The 19,462-nt window shown below is 47.5% G+C and carries 16 protein-coding genes; 15 read left to right on the top strand and 1 reads right to left on the bottom strand.

Going from position 1 to position 19,462, the window contains the following annotated elements; translation table 11 throughout:
• Nucleotides 1-39 precede the first annotated feature (39 nt).
• Nucleotides 40-687, bottom strand: coding sequence for a YigZ family protein (locus M3M38_RS02575; RefSeq protein ID WP_252814681.1), 648 nt, complete (start codon nucleotides 685-687; stop codon nucleotides 40-42).
• Between the two features lie 42 nt (nucleotides 688-729).
• On the opposite strand from M3M38_RS02575, the gene M3M38_RS02570 reads away from it, so the two are divergent.
• The 15 genes from M3M38_RS02570 to M3M38_RS02500 all read left to right on the top strand — a co-directional run bounded on the left by M3M38_RS02570 (nucleotide 730) and on the right by M3M38_RS02500 (nucleotide 19,462).
• On the top strand, nucleotides 730-2,049 hold the full coding sequence (locus M3M38_RS02570) for an ATP-dependent helicase ComFA (RefSeq protein WP_252814680.1): 1,320 nt from the start codon (nucleotides 730-732) through the stop codon (nucleotides 2,047-2,049).
• Nucleotides 2,042-2,722 carry a ComF family protein gene (locus tag M3M38_RS02565; RefSeq protein WP_252814679.1) on the top strand — a complete coding sequence of 227 codons (681 nt, stop codon included), beginning with the start codon at nucleotides 2,042-2,044 and terminating at the stop codon, nucleotides 2,720-2,722. The genes M3M38_RS02570 and M3M38_RS02565 overlap by 8 nt, the downstream gene beginning before the upstream one ends.
• A gap of 81 nt (nucleotides 2,723-2,803) precedes the next feature.
• The gene (locus M3M38_RS02560) at nucleotides 2,804-3,337 is read left to right on the top strand and encodes a ribosome hibernation promotion factor (RefSeq protein WP_252814678.1); all 534 of its coding nucleotides are present in this window, start codon (nucleotides 2,804-2,806) and stop codon (nucleotides 3,335-3,337) included.
• Between the two features lie 171 nt (nucleotides 3,338-3,508).
• Complete coding sequence (gene secA, locus M3M38_RS02555; RefSeq protein WP_252814677.1) at nucleotides 3,509-5,875, top strand: preprotein translocase subunit SecA; 2,367 nt, start codon at nucleotides 3,509-3,511, stop codon at nucleotides 5,873-5,875.
• Nucleotides 5,876-5,953: 78 nt separating this feature from the next.
• Nucleotides 5,954-7,067 (top strand): peptide chain release factor 2 gene (gene prfB / locus M3M38_RS02550; protein ID WP_252814676.1). Its coding sequence is split into 2 segments (ribosomal slippage): nucleotides 5,954-6,025 and nucleotides 6,027-7,067, totalling 1,113 coding nucleotides; the frame shifts between segments, so codons are not numbered across the junction.
• Between the two features lie 11 nt (nucleotides 7,068-7,078).
• A complete protein-coding gene (locus M3M38_RS02545; RefSeq protein WP_252814675.1) occupies nucleotides 7,079-8,263 on the top strand; it encodes a PDZ domain-containing protein in 1,185 nt (394 codons plus the stop codon).
• Complete coding sequence (locus tag M3M38_RS02540; protein WP_252766203.1) at nucleotides 8,260-8,598, top strand: phage holin family protein; 339 nt, start codon at nucleotides 8,260-8,262, stop codon at nucleotides 8,596-8,598. Before M3M38_RS02545 ends, M3M38_RS02540 begins: the two co-directional genes overlap by 4 nt.
• Nucleotides 8,599-8,613: 15 nt before the next feature.
• Complete coding sequence (gene hprK / locus M3M38_RS02535; RefSeq protein WP_252814674.1) at nucleotides 8,614-9,576, top strand: HPr(Ser) kinase/phosphatase; 963 nt, start codon at nucleotides 8,614-8,616, stop codon at nucleotides 9,574-9,576.
• A gap of 15 nt (nucleotides 9,577-9,591) precedes the next feature.
• Nucleotides 9,592-10,422: a prolipoprotein diacylglyceryl transferase gene (gene lgt, locus M3M38_RS02530; protein WP_252814673.1), complete on the top strand. Its 831-nt coding sequence runs from the start codon at nucleotides 9,592-9,594 to the stop codon at nucleotides 10,420-10,422.
• On the top strand, nucleotides 10,423-11,439 hold the full coding sequence (locus tag M3M38_RS02525; RefSeq protein ID WP_252814672.1) for an NAD(P)H-dependent glycerol-3-phosphate dehydrogenase: 1,017 nt from the start codon (nucleotides 10,423-10,425) through the stop codon (nucleotides 11,437-11,439).
• 93 nt (nucleotides 11,440-11,532) lie between these two features.
• Nucleotides 11,533-12,462 carry a thioredoxin-disulfide reductase gene (trxB, locus tag M3M38_RS02520; protein ID WP_252814671.1) on the top strand — a complete coding sequence of 310 codons (930 nt, stop codon included), beginning with the start codon at nucleotides 11,533-11,535 and terminating at the stop codon, nucleotides 12,460-12,462.
• Between the two features lie 141 nt (nucleotides 12,463-12,603).
• A complete protein-coding gene (gene uvrB, locus M3M38_RS02515) occupies nucleotides 12,604-14,613 on the top strand; it encodes an excinuclease ABC subunit UvrB (RefSeq protein WP_252814670.1) in 2,010 nt (669 codons plus the stop codon).
• Nucleotides 14,614-14,631: 18 nt separating this feature from the next.
• Complete coding sequence (gene uvrA, locus M3M38_RS02510; protein ID WP_252814669.1) at nucleotides 14,632-17,487, top strand: excinuclease ABC subunit UvrA; 2,856 nt, start codon at nucleotides 14,632-14,634, stop codon at nucleotides 17,485-17,487.
• Between the two features lie 84 nt (nucleotides 17,488-17,571).
• Entirely contained in the window at nucleotides 17,572-18,465 is an 894-nt protein-coding gene (gene rapZ / locus M3M38_RS02505) for an RNase adapter RapZ (protein ID WP_252814668.1), read from the top strand.
• Complete coding sequence (locus tag M3M38_RS02500) at nucleotides 18,455-19,462, top strand: gluconeogenesis factor YvcK family protein (RefSeq protein ID WP_252766195.1); 1,008 nt, start codon at nucleotides 18,455-18,457, stop codon at nucleotides 19,460-19,462. Before rapZ ends, M3M38_RS02500 begins: the two co-directional genes overlap by 11 nt.

The following is a 19,462-nucleotide window of genomic DNA, read 5'->3' as shown; positions in this document are numbered from 1 at the left end:
TTACTGTTAATATTATAACAGAGCCCAATGTAAACGCAATCATTCCTGGGAATTAGGCACGAGCCGTTCAACAAATTGGGTCCCCTCGGACTTAAATTGCACGTTGCCTGCCAATAGATTTTGTAAATCAGTTTGGAATTGATCTAAAGCACTGGCTGCCACGGACGTGGTCACGGTGACCATGGCTTGATAATCCATGTCCATAATTTGGAAGTCGTGGGTGGTTAAAAAGTAGTTCAATTGATCGTAATTTTTGTAGTCTACGGTAATTTTGAAGACCTCGTGGGTTACTCGTTGCACAATACCCACGGTCTCAATCACTTGGGCTGCTGAACCACTATAAGCTCGGATAAGACCACCCGCTCCCAGTTTAATACCGCCAAAGTACCGGGTGACCACAATCGCGACGTTGTGAAGCTGGTTCTTTTTGATGACTTCTAAGATGGGAACCCCGGCTGTACCACTGGGTTCTCCATTGTCACTTTCTCGTTGCACCTGATCGGTTTCGCCCAGTACGTAGGCAAAACAGTTATGGGTGGCCTTTTTGTGATCGGTTTTAACTTTTTGAATGAAGTTTATAGCCTCAGCTTCGGTGCTAATTCGAGCGATGTTAGCGATGAACTTGGATTTTTTGATGACAATTTCGTGATTGCCAGCGTGGGCAATCGTTAAAAATGGTTGATCCATGTTGAGTTCCTTTCCGTATCTAAAGCTAGAGGTGAAATATAAATGGACGAACAAAATTTCTGGGGTCGCTTGGTGCCATTGCCAACTGCAGAGGCATGTGCTTTACCCACTGAGCATTTTCAGCAACAAGCAGCCATTGAAGTGGGATCCAGCTTCCTTCATTGTAACCGATGCCAAACTGATTGTGAAAAAAGCAGGAATGAGCTACCGAGCGGAGATTATTACTGTCGAGCTTGTCTGAACTTAGGCCGCTTAGACAGCTCCATGCAGTTGGTGAGTCAGGCAGAACCAAATGCATTTCCACCAGCTTTAAATCCTTTAGTATGGACCGGGGAGTTGACTGCACAACAACGAGATTGTGCTGATCAGTTGCAGCGGGGGTTTCAAACTCACCAAGATCAATTGTTGTGGGCGGTGACCGGCGCTGGCAAGACCGAAATTTCATTTCCAGGAATTGCCTGGGCATTACAACAAGGCCTTCGGGTGGCGGTGGCCGCCCCTCGTGTTGATGTGTGTGGTGAACTTTATCCGCGCTACCAAGCCGTTTTCCCCACGATTCCGATTGCGTTACTGCATGGTCACACCGAAACGGGGTACGTCTATCGGCAATTAACCATCTGTACCACTCACCAACTCCTTCGGTTTCAATCAGCCTTTGACGTTTTGATTTTAGACGAAGTGGATGCCTTTCCGTATGCCAATAATCCTATGCTTGAACAGGCGGCTCGACGTGCGCTCAAATCGATGGGGAGCTGTCTGTTAATGACCGCAACCCCCAGTCTTCGACTTCAGCGAAAGTACCAGGGGCGGACGGCTTATTTACCACGGAGATTTCACGGGCATCCGTTACCTCAAATTCACTGGCGGGTGGCCGTGCGCTGGCGGAGGCAACTGCAACAGGGGAAATTACCACGGATTTTACGGAGCTTAATCCGCACCAAGGTTCGCGCGCAACAACCATTTTTATTATTTGTGCCTCGCATTCGTGATATAGATCCGCTTGATCGGTATTTACATTGCCATGTGGCCGGACCCCCGTGTTGGGAAACCGTGTATGCGGGTGATCCAGAGCGGATTAGCAAGGTAGAACGGATGCGGAACCGGAAAGTTTTATTTTTAGTGACGACCACGATTTTAGAACGAGGGGTTACCTTTCCGGGGATTGATGTGATTATCCTGGGTGGAGATGACCGGGTCTTTTCAGTGGCTTCGCTCGTGCAGATGGCGGGTCGGGTTGGTCGTAAAGACAGCCGGACCACCGGGCAAGTTGACTGCATCGTAAGTGGTTACACCAAAAACGTGCGACGTGCGCGGCGCCAAATTGCCCAGATGAATCGAAAGGGGGCTCGTGCGAATGTTTGAACGATGTTTGTGGTGTGATAATCAGTTGCGGCCGACGCTAACCGTGACCTGGCTCTTTAGTTTGCAACCCTATCAGGCACCCCAGCTTTGTCACCGCTGTCAACCACTTTTCGAACCACCGAAACAGCCCCAGTGTTCGCAGTGTGGTCGGTTCCAAACGGATGTACTGATTTGTGGTGACTGTCAGGCTTGGAATGAATGGGGCTTTGCCGTACTTAAGAATCAGGCACTCTATCCTTATCACGGGATGATGCAGGAGTACTTAGACCGGTATAAGTTTAAAGGTGATTACGCGTTACGGTTGTTGGTAAAGGAACGGTTGGAACGATGCCTGCCAGATGATGGATCGTTGATTGTGCCGATTCCTGTGGCTACCGCACAACGACAACAACGGAAGTTTAATCAGGTTGAGGGCTGGTTGACAGACGTGGACTGGTTGGATGCTTTGGTGGCAAAGCCGAAAACTACCAATCAGCATCAACGAAGTCGGCAACAACGATTACAAACGTGGCAGCCGTTTTCAATTAATCCAGCGGCAGTAACACAACTTCAGGGGGGCTCCGTCTGCTTGGTGGACGACGTGTATACGACGGGGCAAACGGTGCATCAAGCCCAACGGTTGTTATTGCAAAATGGAGCCGCTCAGGTTTGCAGCGTAACGCTCGCACGGTAATTGATTGTTATTTGCCCCGTAATTAACTATAATTAAATCAGTGGAATCAATGTGTGGAAACAAGTGAAGGGAAATTACATCATGTTATCTTTTAACGTTCGGGGCGACGATGTCGACATCACAGATGAGGTTCGACAGACTATCGGTAGCCAGATTGAACAAATCAATACAGAGTTAGCTGATGGTGTTTCAGCGGTAGCTCACGTAAATTTGGTTAGTTATTCTAATCGCCTAATTAAGGCTGAAATCACCATCATTTTTCCCTTTCTGTTATTGCGAGGAGAGGCAACGACGAACGCCATTACCACTAGCATCAGTAATGCAGTGGATCAGATTATGGGTCAGATTGAACGCTATCGCACTAACGTAAATCAACATGCTCAACGAAGCAATCATTCGAACTTGTTTCGGGATAAGGAAGCCCCCGTGGTGACGTTAGACGTGGTCCGTAAGAAACGGATTCCGTTAAAGCAGATGGACTCAGAAACCGCCATTTTACAAATGAACTTACTTAATCATGATTTTTACATTTACAAAGACATTAACGACGAAACCATTAACATCATTTACCGCCGTAACGATGGTCACTACGGTCTGATTACAACGGAAAGTTAAGGCGAGTGGTTATGCAACAATGGGGCTCTCAAAAACTAGTTTTTTGGGGGCTTTCCTCTTTTTTTAATGTGGGGAGAGTAATTTTTAATTAGGCGCAGAAAATGTTAGAATGAAAAGTATATAACTAAAACCGCCAGCAAACAATCAAGATACATCAAGGAGATTGAAAGCATGCCAACAAACGTATTAAAACAATGGGTGGAAAGTGATAACCGCCGCATTAAACAGCTAGGCAAAATTGCCGATCAGGTTAGTTCCTACTCGGAAGAATATCGCCAGCTCAGCGATGCTGAGTTACAGGCGAAAACGCCTGAATTCAAAGAACGCTATCAAAATGGAACCAGCTTAGATGATTTACTTCCAGAGGCCTTTGCGGTTGTCCGTGAAGGAGCTCGTCGGGTCCTTGGGATGACGCCGTTCCGGGTTCAAATCATGGGAGGTGTGGTTCTGCACGAAGGAAACATTGCCGAAATGAAGACCGGGGAAGGAAAAACCTTGACGGCCACGATGCCAGTGTACCTTAATGCCATTTCGGGTAAAGGGGTTCACGTGGTAACTGTGAACGAATATCTGTCTGCTCGGGATGCCGAGCAAATGGGAGAATTATACAACTGGTTGGGATTAACGGTTGGGGTGAATACTGCTGAAAAGAATCCCGAAGAAAAACGGGAAGCCTATAACGCGGATATCACCTACTCCACAAACAGTGAAATTGGGTTTGACTACCTGAGGGATAACATGGTGGTTTACAAAGAAAATCGGGTGCAACGCCCGTTAAACTTTGCTTTGGTCGACGAAGTGGACTCCATCTTAATTGATGAAGCCCGGACTCCGTTGATTATTTCTGGACAAGCTCAGGGTGCCAACGAGTTATACCGGCAGGCAGACCGATTTGCCAAAACCTTGACGGCTAAAGACGACTTTAAGGTCGACCTGGAAACTAAAACTGTTTCCCTCACGGAGCAGGGAATTAAAAAAGCGGATCAGTTCTTTAACTTGAAAAACATCTATGATCCGGATAACACGGCTTTAACCCACCACATTGACCAAGCCTTACGAGCTAACTACGTGATGGAACGGGACAAAGACTACGTGGTTAAGGACGACGAAGTTCTAATCGTGGATTCCTTTACCGGTAGAATTATGGAAGGGCGACGGTTCTCAGATGGTCTGCACCAAGCTTTAGAAGCTAAGGAAGGCGTAACCATCCAGGAAGAAAGTAAGACGATGGCCAACATTACGTACCAAAATCTCTTCCGGCGTTATAGTAAGCTAGCCGGGATGACGGGGACGGCTAAGACGGAACAAGAAGAATTTCGTGAAATCTATAACATGAACGTAGTCGCTATTCCGACGAACAAACCCGTGGTTCGGATTGACGAACCTGACGTGTTGTATCCGACGTTACAGTCTAAATTTGACGCAGTGATTGATAAGGTGAAGGCCTTACATAAACGGGGCCAACCAATTTTGCTTGGAACGGTGGCCGTGGAAACTTCAGAATATCTTTCCCAACGGTTAAATCAAGAACACGTTCCCCACGTGGTTTTGAACGCGAAAAATCACGCTAAGGAAGCTGATATCGTTGCCAACGCGGGCCAAAAGGGCGCGGTAACGATTGCGACCAACATGGCTGGTCGGGGAACCGATATTAAATTGGGACCCGGTGTAGTCGGTGTCGGTGGTCTTGCGGTAATCGGAACCGAACGGCATGAATCCCGGCGGATTGATAATCAGCTTCGGGGGCGGGCTGGCCGGCAGGGAGACCCTGGATATTCCCAATTCTACCTGTCCTTAGAGGATGATTTGATGCGGCGGTTTGGTTCAGAAAGAATTAAGAACGTTTTAAACACCCTCAAGGTTGAAGATGACGACGCTGTGATTCGGAGCCGGATGATTACCAAGCAGGTCGAATCAGCACAAAAACGGGTTGAAGGAAATAACTACGACTCACGGAAAAACGTGTTGAAGTACGATAACGTGATGTCCGAACAACGGGACGTGATTTACGGCGAACGGAATCGCGTGATTGAAGAAAACCGGTCGTTACGCTGGGTCATCATGCCGATGGTCGAACGGACGATTGACCGGATTGTTTCCCTGCATACCCAAGGAGAACCAAAGGACTGGAACCTTGATACGATTGTTGACTTTGCTGTTAGTTCATTAGTTAGCATCAACGAAATCGGGGTTGACGACTTAAAGGGCAAGAGTGCGGATGAGATTAAAGAGTACTTGAAACAGTTGGCTCGCCAGACCTACGATGAAAAAGCTAAGCAATTTCCAGATCCAAGTCAGCTCTTGGAATTTGAAAAAGTGGTGATTTTGCGGGTGGTTGATGATCATTGGACCAACCACATTGACGCCATGGATCAACTTAGAGAGTCGATTGGACTGCGGGGATATGGACAGTTAAATCCGCTGGTTGAGTATCAACGGGAAGGATTCCAGATGTTTGAAGAAATGGTTGCAGATATTGATTACGACGTAACTCGGCTCTTCATGAAGGCCGAAATTCGGCAAGACATTCAAAGATAACCAACAAGGCGAGGGACTGCGGTTCTTCGCTTTTTCTTGGTATCGGGTCTAAAAAAAGCACTTAAAGGGGTAATTAGAATGGAGTTAAGCACAGCAAAAGCCAAAGTGGCCGACATTAACGAAGCCATTAGTAACTTTGGGAGGTCTCTTTGACCTCGACCAATTAAATGAAGACATCAGCATCAATGAAGCCAAGATGGCTCAACCTGGGTTTTGGGATGACCAACAGGCGGCCCAGCAGTTAATTGCAACGACCAACCGGCTCAAGGAAAAGTACGATCAATTCCACGAGTTGGAAACGGAAGCCGAAAACCTGGAGGTTAGTTTGGCGCTGTTAACGGAATCCGATGATCCGGAACTAGCCCAGGAATTTGAGCACGATTTGGAGCAGGCGGAACAACACCTGCACAATTACCAGCTGAGTCTGCTGCTAAACGGAAAGTATGACCACAATAATGCGATTGTGGAAATTCATCCGGGAGCCGGCGGGACGGAAGCTGAAGACTGGGCGGAAATGCTGCTACGGATGTACACGCGGTGGGCCGAGCAGAATAACTTTAAGGTGGAAGTAGATGATTATCAACCGGGCGAAGTCGCCGGGCTTAGTAGCGTGACGATGACCATCAGCGGTCCGAACGCTTACGGTTATTTGAAAGCAGAAAAAGGGATTCACCGGTTGGTCCGGTTGTCACCTTTTGATTCGGCGGGACGGAGGCATACTTCATTTGCCTCTGTGGACGTGATGCCTGAGTTAGACGATAGTGTGACGGTTGAAATTAATCCAGATGACCTGCGAATTGATGTCTTTCGGTCTAGTGGAGCCGGGGGGCAGCACATTAATAAAACCTCTTCAGCCGTTCGCATCACTCACCTGCCGACAGGAATCGTGACGGCAAGTCAAGCTCAACGTTCTCAACTTCAAAACCGAGTTACCGCGATGAATATGTTAAAATCAAAGTTGTATGAACGCGAAGAGCAAAAGAAGGCCGAGGAAAAGGCAAAGTTAGCGGGAACCCAGCTGGACATTGGTTGGGGTTCACAGATTCGGTCCTACGTCTTTCATCCGTATACCATGGTGAAAGATCACCGAACGGGGTATGAAACTGCGAACGGAAAAGCCGTGATGGACGGAGACTTAAATCCCTTCATTGACGCGTACTTACAGTGGAAGTTACAACAAGATAATCAATAAGGATGGCAATTATGCAACAGCAGTTATTATTTAATGTTTTATTTTTCTTTATGATGCCGGCGTTCTGGTTCGGGATTGGTCGTACCCTGGTGGATCACCACTTACGGGTGAAGCGGGAACGATCGCTTTACGATAGTGCGATTAATCCCAAACATACTGAACTGCGGACCTTTTTGTGGGGAACGATTGGTTTAGGAATCGTAGGCTCGGTTCTGTCCTTTGCGTTTGGAATCGAGGTTTCCTATGCCTGGATTTTTGCTTACGAAGCCATTGTAGCCTTGATGCTGGTAATTCCGGGCGCTATGTTCCCGTTTGCTGGGATGGGGATTTTGATGTTACTGATTCTGTTACTCGGTAATAACTTTTACACTCACATTTTAAACGGAAACCTTAGCCTCACCTTGCAAAACACGATGCCCGTGGGAATGAACTTTTTGGAATTACTGACGGTCATGTTGATTTTGCAGTACCTGTTCTTGAAGTTTAACCGGAAGTCCGTGAATTCACCGGTCCTTAGTAAGAACATTCGGGGGAATCGAGTTGCTTCGTACCTCTTTAATAAATTCACCATCTTTCCACTGGTCTTTCTAGTTCCGGGACAATTGTTTGTCGCTAACAGTCCATTTTGGCCAATGTTTCGGTTGTTTGGAAGCAAGGTCAGTATCCTGGTGGTGCCGTTTTTGATTGGTTACCGATTTAAATTTGTTAGTGACATGTCAGCTGATATCCTTAAGCGCCTTGCCAATGCCACTGGTTGGTTAGCTTGGTTAAGTTTGGGACTTACGATTGATGCTTTTCTGTGGAAAAATCTCTGGTTTGAAGTGTTAGCGATTATCGTCTTGTTATTGGCTTACGGAATGGTGCTGTATCATTATCACCGTGTTGACAAACGTGCTTCGGCTAAGCAAGTAGAACAAGCCGTGGATGGAATTCGGATTTTAGCGGTGAAACCAAATACGCCTGCTAGCAAGATGAATCTGCAAACCGGCGATCTGATTTTAGAGGTCAATGGACAAGCCGTTCGTAACGAAGAACAGCTATACCGGGCCTTGCAAAGTAGTCCAGCCTTCTGCCATCTCAAGATTAAAAACCGGAACGGCCAACTAGAACTAAAGGATGCAGCCATTTACGAAGGGGCTCCCCACGAAATTGGGATTGTGACCTTTCCGAAAGAAAAAACAGGAGCAACCAAATGAGAGTAATTAGTCGGTGGCTGGTTAATTTCATCTTACTATTAGCCTTTTCCACCATCTTTCCGGCTTCCTTTTACATCGGGAGCTGGCAGGTGGCGCTTGGCGCCGCTGCCGTTTTAACCTTATTACAGGTTTTAATCAAACCAATTTTATCAATATTGTTTTTGCCAATTAATATTGTGACGTTTGGGCTCTTTAACCTAGTATTAAACGCTTTGATTTTAGAGATAACCGCCATCTTAGTGGGACCAATGATGAGTTTCTCATCGTTTGGCATGGTTTTTGTGATTTCTTTGTTAATGTCAATTTGTAATTACTTTATTACACCGGATGTGTAGTCAAGGAGGATCTTCATGAGTAACAAGAGTGTGAGTGTCAAAGAACTAGTGGAAAATACTCATTTGAACGTTTTTTCTGGTTCGGAATATTTAGACCGACCGATTACAACGAGCGATATTTCGCGGCCTGGATTGGAATTAACTGGCTACTTTGCCTACTATCCTTCAGAACGGATTCAACTGTTGGGAATTACGGAAACGTCATTTGCCAAGCACTTGGAAGAAAAGGACTTGCAAGAATACATGACCAGATTGTGCCAGCCTGATACTCCCGCCTTTGTAATCTCAACGGACATTGAACCACCGGTTGAATTGATTCGGGCCGCTAAAACAGCCCAAATTCCGATTTTGGAATCAAAGCTGAACACCTCGCGGGTTTTAAGTAACATGACGGATTATTTGGAAGCAAAACTAGCACCGCGGCAATCCATTCATGGAGTATTGGTCGAAGTTTACGGGGTTGGAATTCTGATTACCGGTGATTCTGGGATTGGTAAAAGTGAAACTGCGTTGGAACTGGTGAAACGCGGACACCGGCTGATTGCCGATGACCGGGTCGACGTACACCAACACGATGAGCAAGACATCATTGGACAGGCTCCCAAAATTTTGAGTCACCTGTTAGAAATTCGGGGAATTGGAATTATCGACGTGATGACGCTGTTTGGAACCGGAGCCGTTCGGTCGGAAACGCGGATTGACTTAATCGTTCACCTGGACGTGTGGGAAAAGGGGAAGAAGTACGATCGCCTAGGCACTGGTAACGACAAACAACAAATTTTTGATGTCGAAGTTAAGCAACTAAATATCCCGGTTAAACCAGGTCGAAATCTTGCCATTATCATTGAAACAGCAGCAATGAACTTCCGGGCTAACACGATGGGCTACAACGCCACGAAAATGTTTGACGAAGAATTAAACGGGTTAATTAAAAATAACAGTGCTGCGGATCAACCAAAGCCTGACGAAGGTAAATAAGGGGGACTTGCGACAATGTTTGCAATTGCAGCCCTAAATCCGATTGCCTTTAGCTTTGGTCCGTTCAACGTACGGTGGTACGGACTCATCATTGCCAGTGCCGTCTTAATTGCCGTGTGGTTGGCAATGCGAGAAGTGCATCGTCAGGGACTCAACGAGGACCTGGTCTATAACCTCATTTTAGGTGCGATTCCGATTGCCATTGTCTCTGCTCGGATTTATTACGTGGTTTTTCGGTGGAATTATTACGCGAGCCATCCGGGAGAAATTATCGCCATTTGGGACGGAGGCATTGCCATCTACGGAGCCTTGTTAGGAGCGGGTCTGTTTATCTGGTGGTTTTGTCGCCGTCATCAATTATCTCTTTGGCAGGTGTTTGACATTGCGGCCCCGACCGTAATTATGGCGCAAGGAATTGGCCGGTGGGGGAACTTCATGAACCAAGAAGCGTATGGAGCAATTACCACCCACCGTTTTCTCACCCAATTACATTTACCGACCGGGATTATCAATCAGATGTTAATTGACGGAGCATACCGGCAACCGACCTTTCTCTATGAATCCATTTGGGATCTCTTAGGCTTCATTTTGTTGATGACCATGCGCCATTCCGACCACCTGTTTAAGCGTGGAGAAATCTTTTTGGCTTACGTCATGTGGTATTCCTACGGGCGCTTTTTTACCGAGGGAATGAGAACGGATAGTTTGATGCTGGGGCCACTGCGGATTTCTCAGGTGTTATCAGTAGTGCTGTTTGTGGGGGCGTTGGCCGTCCTCGTTTATCGCCGCCGCACGGACCACAGTTTACAGTGGTACGACGTTTACAACTCTAAAGGAGATCAATAAATGAAAACTAAAATTGCCGTATTAGGAGCTGGCTCCTGGGGCAGCATGTTAGCTGCCATTTTGGATGCCAACGGGCATGAGGTCCAACTGTGGACCAGAAGTGCAGAACAGGCCAACGAGCTGAACCAGCACCACACTAATTCTCATTACATTCACGATTACACCTTTTCAGCCAGTTTGCAGGCAACTACTGATTTAGAGGAAGCCTTAACCGATGCGACGGATATTTTGTTCATTGTACCGGCTCAAGCAACTCGCTCCGTAGCACAGGACGTTAATCAAATCCTGGCTAAGTTAGGCACTAAACCAGCCTTGATTCACGGGAGTAAGGGATTGGAAACCAAAACCTACCTGCGGATTTCCCAGGTGCTGGCAGAAACAATTGATCCTAATCACCGTACCAGTATTGCGGTGCTTTCGGGTCCCAGTCATGCCGAAGGGGTTGCCCAACACGATCCGACCTTGGTAACGGTGGCGAGTGATGATTTTGACGCCGCTAAACACTTCCAAAAATTATTTATGAATGAGTACTTTCGGGTTTATACCAACTCAGATGTCATTGGGGTTGAATTTGGCGGCGCCCTCAAGAACATTATTGCCCTCGCATCGGGCGCCCTAGCTGGATTAGGTTACGGGGACAATTCCCGAGCGGCTTTGATGACCCGGGGAGTGGCCGAAATTTCGCGATTAGGGGTGAGCTTTGGTGCTAACCCGTTAACCTTTGCCGGTTTATCCGGAATGGGGGATGTGATTGTTACGGCGACCAGCACGAACTCGCGGAACTACCGAGCTGGTTACCAACTAGGTCAGGGCGTTCCGCTCGACGAAGTGGTCGCTAACATGGGCATGGTGATTGAAGGAATTGCCACTAGTCAAGCCGCTTATGACTTAGCTCAGACAACCGGAATTTCGATGCCAATTACCGAAGCAATTCACGCCGTCCTCGAACAAGAAGAAACCGTTCCAGATGCTATTCACGCTTTAATGACGCGGGAAGGGCAAACGGAAAATGGTTAACCAAAGTAGTTGTGAGCTAAATAAGTTACTAACTTTAAGTAAGTGTGTTAGGATAAAGCTATTGAAAGTTAACCACTAAATGAGGTGAACAAAATGACCAAAAAATACGATGTAATTGTAATCGGAGCTGGACCAGCGGGAATGACCGCCGCTCTTTACGCTTCGCGAGCCGAACTTTCTGTTTTAATGCTTGATCGGGGTGTGTATGGGGGCCAGATGAACAATACCGCTGAGATTGAAAACTACACGGGGTTTAAATCCATTCTGGGTCCAGACTTATCTGAAAAAATGTACGAAAGTAGTACCCAATTTGGGGTGGAATATGCCTATGGTGAAGTCACTGGGATTGAGTTAGCTGGGGACCAAAAAATTGTTCATACTGCCGAAGACCAGTTTGAGGCACCAGCGGTCATCATTGGGTCTGGTTCAGAATACCGGAAACTCGGAGTTCCTGGTGAAGATGAATATGGTGGTCGGGGAGTTTCTTACTGTGCCGTTTGTGATGGAGCCTTCTTTAAGAATGAAGACGTTGTTGTAGTCGGTGGTGGGGATTCTGCCGTTCAAGAAGCTACTTACTTGGCTAACTTGGCAAAAAAAGTGACGGTTGTGCACCGCCGGGATCAACTTCGGGCCCAAAAGATCTTACAGGAACGCGCCTTTGCCCGTGACAACATTGAGTTTATTTGGAATAGTAATGTTACTGAAATTCTTGGTGATGGCAAAAAGGTTTCTGGGGTTGCATTGAAGAATAATCAAACTGGCGCAACCAGCGAACTGCCAACGGCCGGGGTGTTTGTATACGTTGGCATTTTGCCAATTACCGAGGCCTTTAAAGACCTGGGCATTACCGATGAACAAGGTTGGATTTTGACCAATGACGAAATGGAAACGAACGTACCTGGGATTTTTGCCGTTGGAGACGTCCGCAAGAAGCATTTGCGCCAGATTACCACTGCCGTTGGTGATGGTGGAATTGCTGGTCAAGCGGTCTTTGACTACGTGGAATCCGTTAAAAGCAAATAATTTACCAAAAGGAAGGACTCTGGGAGTGCTTCTTTTTTGTTTGGCGAAAGTATGTTCGTGTGCTAAGATAATAACACTGACCTAGTTGACTGGAACAACTAGCACTTACGATTAATCACCAATTAAGAATAAGAGGATCAAATGGTTACAAAAACACAAAATCAATTTGAGTTGGTTTCAAAGTACCAACCAACCGGTGACCAACCCACGGCAATTCACAAGATTGACGCTGGTTTAGCTGCTGGCGATAAAGAACAAACCCTGTTGGGAGCTACGGGAACGGGAAAAACGTTCACGATGGCTAACATCATTCGGGATCAAAATCGGCCTACTTTAGTGTTGGCTCATAATAAGACCCTGGCGGGGCAGTTATATAACGAGCTCAAGGAGTTTTTTCCGCACAATGCCGTGGAATACTTCGTTAGTTACTACGATTTCTATCAACCAGAGGCCTACGTTCCTTCAAGTGATACCTACATTGAAAAGGATGCATCGATTAACGATGAAATCGACCAACTACGACATGCTGCGACGAGTGCGTTATTGTCTCGGAACGATGTGATTGTGGTGGCTTCTGTTTCCTCTATCTTTGGATTGGGGAATCCCGAAGAATACCAAAATCATACCGTTTCGCTACGGGTTGGTGATGAAATGGAACGCGACGTTTTGCTCCGGAAGCTGGTTAACATCCAGTTTCAACGCAACGACATTGACTTTGATCGGGGTCGTTTTCGGGTCCATGGGGATACCGTGGAGGTTTTTCCGGCTTCTGGAACGCAAAACGCCTACCGGATTGAATTCTTTGGCGATGAAATTGACAAAATTACTCAAGTCAACACCTTAACGGGGGAAGTCTTGGGAGAACCCACGTCGGTGACACTCTTTCCGGCGACCCACTTTTTGACCAATGATGAAATCATGCGGGTGGCTTTGCCAGAAATTAAAACCGACATGGAAACCCAAGTCGGAAAGTTAGAACACTCCGGTAAACTCCTAGAAGCCCAACGATTAAAGCAACGGACAACTTACGACCTGGAAATGATGCGGGAAATGGGTTACACGTCGGGAATTGAAAACTACTCACGTTACATGGATCGCCGGAAACCGGGCGAACCACCGTATACGCTGCTGGATTTCTTTCCCAAAGACTTCTTGATGTTTATCGATGAATCACACCAAACAGTGCCCCAAGTTCGGGGAATGTTAAAGGGAGATCGAGCCCGCAAGAAACAGCTAATTGACTACGGCTTTCGGTTACCGAGTGCCTATGACAACCGACCGTTAAACTTTGATGAGTTTGAAAAGCACATTCACCAGGTGGTTTACATGTCAGCTACTCCCGGTGATTACGAACTGGAACATAGCAGTCAGGTGGTAGAACAGATTATTCGACCAACTGGGTTACTGGATCCAACCGTCGAAGTGCGACCGACTAAGGATCAGATGGATGACTTACTGGGCGAAATTAACGCGCGGGTCAAGAAAAACCAACGGACCTTTGTGACAACCTTGACCAAAAAGATGGCCGAGGATTTAACCGATTATCTTAAGGATCTGGGGGTAAAAGTGAAATACCTGCACAGTGACATCAAAACCCTGGAACGAACGCGGATTCTGCGGGACTTGCGGTTGGGAAAATTTGACGTTCTGATTGGAATTAACCTCCTGCGGGAAGGAATTGACGTACCGGAAGTTTCACTGGTGGCCATTTTGGACGCTGATAAGGAAGGTTTCTTACGGAACGAACGCTCCCTGATTCAAACCATCGGGCGGGCCGCTCGGAACGAAGACGGGCACGTGATCATGTACGCCGATCATGTGACGGACTCAATGCAGTTAGCCATGGATGAAACCCAGCGGCGGCGGGACAAGCAAATTGCGTATAACGAAGCCCACCACCAGCAACCGCACACCATCATTAAACCGGTGGAAAAAGTCATTTCGGCTTACAAACAAACCGAAGATGATCATTACAACAAGGAAAAACCGTTTGCAGAGTCTGACTTTGAACAAATGAGTGTCAAGGAACAACAAGTGGTCCTGAAAAATCTGAGTGATGAAATGCAGACGGCGGCGCAACAACTAGACTTTGAACAGGCGGCAAACCTGCGGGATACGATTAAAAAATTAAAGCAAGAAATGGATTCATAATTAAAGGAGGTGGAGACCATGGCCAATGATGCCATTAAAATTCGCGGCGCCCGGGAACACAACTTAAAGGACGTGAATGTGGACATTCCGAAAAACCAGCTCGTAGTAATGACGGGTCTCTCTGGATCAGGAAAGAGTTCGCTGGCATTTGATACTTTATATGCGGAAGGTCAACGCCGGTACGTGGAAAGTCTGTCGTCATACGCCCGCCAGTTTCTGGGTCAGATGAATAAGCCAGACGTTGATTCAATCACCGGATTGAGTCCGGCGATTTCGATTGACCAGAAAACGACGTCAAAAAACCCCCGTTCCACCGTGGGAACAGTTACGGAAATTAATGATTACCTGCGCTTGTTGTGGGCTCGGGTAGGGACTCCGGTCTGTCCGAACGACGGCACGGTAATTCGGAGCCAATCGGTGGACCAAATGATTGACCGCATCATGGAACTGCCAGAGCGGACGAAAATGCAAATTTTGTCGCCAATTGTGCGTGCCAAACGGGGCCAGCACAAAAAGGTGCTGCAACGAATTAAAAAGGAAGGCTTCGTCCGGATTATCGTGGACGGGGAACAACATGATGTTAACGATGACCTAGAGTTGAATCAGAACCAACGGCACGACATTAGCATTGTGATTGACCGGATTGTGGTGAAACCAGGGATTAACGCCCGGTTGTCTGATTCCCTAGAGACGGCGTTACGTTTGAGTGAGGGGTATGCCACCCTTGACTTTCTCGGTCAACGGAAACCGATGCTCTTTTCGGAACATTATTCCTGTCCTGTGTGTGGCTTTACCGTGGGGCAATTAGAACCCCGGCTCTTTTCGTTTAACTCACCATTAGGGGCTTGTCCAGAATGTGACGGACTGGGTGCTAAGCTAGAGGTGGATGAAGAATTGGTGATTCCAGATTCCAGTAAAACGCTACGCGATGGGGTGATTGAGCCATGGAATCCGATTAGCTCCAAGTACTACCCGACATTATTGGAACAAGCGGCCACGGCCTTTGACATTGATATGGATGTCCCGTTTGAAAAATTACCGAAGGACCAACGGGAATTGATTTTGTACGGATCCAAGGGGAAAGAATTTCATTTCCACTATGAAAGTGACTTTGGGGGCGTTCGCGATGCCGATGTGCCGTTTGAAGGGGTCATGACGAACATTGCCCGTCGCTATCGGGACACTAACAGTGACTTCACCCGCGACCAGATGCGCAAGTACATGCGGGAATTAACCTGTCAGGCTTGTCATGGATTGCGATTAAACCAAAAAGCGCTGGCCGTTAAGATTAACGGGTTAAGCATTGCCGAAGTCTGTGAACAAAACATCACGGAGGAATTTAACTTCTTTCAAAACGTTGATCTCGGCGAGCAGGATACCACGATTGCGCAACCAGTAATCAAGGAAATTAGTGATCGGTTGGACTTTCTGCTCAACGTGGGACTAAGCTACCTAACCCTGTCACGAGCAGCGCGCACCCTCTCTGGAGGGGAAGCCCAACGAATTCGTCTGGCTACCCAAATTGGTTCTAACCTCTCGGGGATTCTCTACGTGTTAGATGAACCCTCGATTGGACTGCACCAACGGGATAACGCCCGCTTGATTAAGTCACTGAAGCAGATGCGCGACCTCGGTAACACCTTGGTCGTGGTAGAACACGATCAGGAAACGATGCTCGCGGCTGACTACCTCGTGGACGTCGGTCCGGGAGCCGGTGCGAACGGTGGTCGGATTATGGCAACCGGAACTCCCGCCGAAGTGGAACAGAACCCGAACTCGTTGACGGGACAATATTTATCAGGCAAAAAGTTTATTCCAGTCCCACTGCAACGACGGACCGGAAACGGGAAGTTTGTGACGGTGAAGGGCGCCCAAGCCAATAACCTAAAAAACATCACGGTGAAGTTTCCGTTAGGGGAACTGAACGTGGTTACCGGGGTCTCTGGCTCTGGGAAATCGACCCTTGTAAATGACATTTTAAAGCGGGCACTGGCCCAGAAGTTAAACCATAATTCTGCCAAGCCCGGGAAGTATAAATCAATTACCGGTTACCAGCAGATTGAAAAACTGGTTAACATCGATCAGAGTCCGATTGGCCGGACACCACGAAGTAATCCAGCCACCTACACGGGTGTTTTTGATGATATTCGCGATTTATTTGCCAAAACGAATGAAGCGCAATTGCGCGGTTACCATAAGGGCCGCTTTAGCTTTAACATCAAGGGGGGACGGTGTGAAACCTGTCATGGTGATGGAATCCTGAAGATTGGGATGGATTTCTTACCAGACGTGTACGTTCCGTGTGAAGTTTGTCACGGCAAACGGTACAATGCCGAAACTCTGCAGGTGGAATACAAGGGCAAGAACATTGCCGAAGTTTTAGACCTGACGGTACGCGAAGCCCTTGACTTTTTCTCGGCAATTCCCAAGATTACCCGGAAATTGCAAACGATTGCCGACGTCGGACTCGGTTACGTAAAACTCGGACAACCGGCGACAACCCTCTCCGGTGGGGAAGCCCAGCGGATGAAATTGGCATCAGAACTGCATAAACGTTCCTCCGGCAAGAACTTTTACATTCTCGATGAACCAACGACGGGATTACATACGGACGATGTGAAACGTTTGTTGCAAGTTTTGCAGGCCCTCGTGGATGAAGGCAATACTGTTTTGATCATCGAACACAACATGGACGTGATTAAGCAAGCCGACCATGTGATTGATCTCGGTCCGGAAGGTGGAGATGCCGGTGGAACCGTCGTGGCCACCGGAACGCCGGAAGAAATTACGACCGTTTCTGAGAGTTACACGGGTCAATATTTAAAACCAATTTTAGCGCAGGACACAGAACGTACGAAAGCTGCATTAGACTAAAAAGAATCGTCACTGACGGTTCTTTTTTGCTGGGGATGAAACACCCGGTATGCTATACTTAGACAAAGTTTGGAGGAGAGGGCAATGCGAAAAGATGATCAATTGGTAGTTATAACCGGAATGAGTGGAGCAGGCAAAACCAAGGCGCTCCAAACCTTTGAAGACTTGGGGTACTTTTGTGTTGATAACCTGCCAACGGCGTTGATGGGTAAATTTACCGAATTATTGCGCACTTCCAGTGAAATTAATCAGGTGGCCGTAGTCTTAGACTTACGTTCCGCTGAATCAAGTCAAGCCGTAGTGGAATTGTTGCTTAAGATTGCCAAACGACACAATGACCGGGAAGCAGTCATTTTCCTGGATGCGAACACCGAAAAGCTGGTCTCCCGCTACGAAGAAAGTCGGCGGGATCACCCGTTAGCTCGGAACGGACGGGTGGTTGACGGTATTGAAAAGGAACGGAAGCTCCTGGCTGAAGTGCGGGACAATGCTAGTTGGGTAATTGATACCACGGATCTTAAGCCACAAGACTTACAAGCAAAAATTGTGAAACGATTTGAACAGCACGAGCTACCGCAATTTCATGTGGAGCTAATGTCTTTTGGTTTTAAGCACGGACTGCCCTTGGATGCTGACATGGTGTTTGACGTGCGTTTCATTTCTAATCCATATTACATCCCCGAACTCCGGGATCAAACTGGTCAGGATCAACCAGTTTATGACTACGTCATGGAACAGGATAGCGCGGAGACCTTTTTTAACAAAACCCTCAATCTCCTCGAATTTGAATTGCCCCGCATTAGACAAAGTTCGAAATCCAGCGAGACAATTGCGATTGGTTGTACGGGTGGGCAGCACCGCTCCGTGGCGATGACCGAACGGTTGGCGCATCATTTGCGTGAACTGGGCTACGTGGTAAATATTACCCACCGCGACATTCAACGACACAAAGGAGCAGAGAAACCCAATGGTAGATAAAGTTGCGAAACGAATTGATCGTCCCCGGATGGTGGTGATTGGCGGAGGAACCGGGTTGCCCGTGATTCTAAGAAACTTAAAGAAACGCGACGTGGATATCACGGCCGTCGTGACGGTGGCTGACGATGGCGGTTCGTCCGGAATTTTGCGGAACTACATTAACGTGTTACCCCCGGGAGATATCCGCAACGTCCTGGTGGCCTTATCCACATTGCCAGAGCTATACCTAGATATTTTTCAGTACCGGTTTAAGTCTTCGGATAAATTTTTGTCCGGGCATGCGATTGGTAATTTAATTATTACGGCACTTTCCGAAATGGAAGGCGGCTTCTTTGACGCAGTGCAGGAATTAACCCGGATGATGAAAGTCGACGGGCACGTTTACCCGGTTTGTGATGAAGAACTGGTGCTGCATGCCGAGTTTAGTGACGGCAGTCAATTAGCCGGAGAAGCAGAGATTACGGCGGCTGATAAGCTGGTGAAGCGGGTCTGGGTGGAATCTCCGACTAATGATCACCAACCGGAGGCCGTCCCCGACGTGATTGAGGCCATTATGAACGCCGATCAAATCGTGCTGGGTCCCGGAAGCTTATATACCAGTATTCTGCCGAACTTAATGGTAAGCAACGTGGGTGAAGCGGTCAAAGCTACGAGTGCTGAGGTGGTCTATATTTGTAACATTATGACTCAAAAAGGTGAAACGGATCACTTTACGGATGCCGACCACGTGCGGGTTTTAGACCGGCAATTAGGGCAGAACTTCATTAACACCGTCCTAGTTAATAACCGTCCGGTCCCGGCGAGCTACATTGATCATCAACGTTGGGGGGATGAATCACAACCCGTCGGGCATGACTACCAAGGTCTCAAGGAACTAGGTTGTCGGGTGATTTCCTCAGACTTTTTAGAATTGAAAGACCACGGTGCCTTTCATAATGGTCAGCTTGTTTCCAACGAACTGATTCGCTTGCTCGGTCAACCAAAATTCAATCATTAG

This window comes from Fructilactobacillus cliffordii (genome assembly GCF_024029355.1).
GTDB lineage: Bacteria > Bacillota > Bacilli > Lactobacillales > Lactobacillaceae > Fructilactobacillus > Fructilactobacillus cliffordii.
Note: the sequence above shows the minus strand (reverse complement) of the source record. Positions and strands in the feature narration are given on the sequence as shown.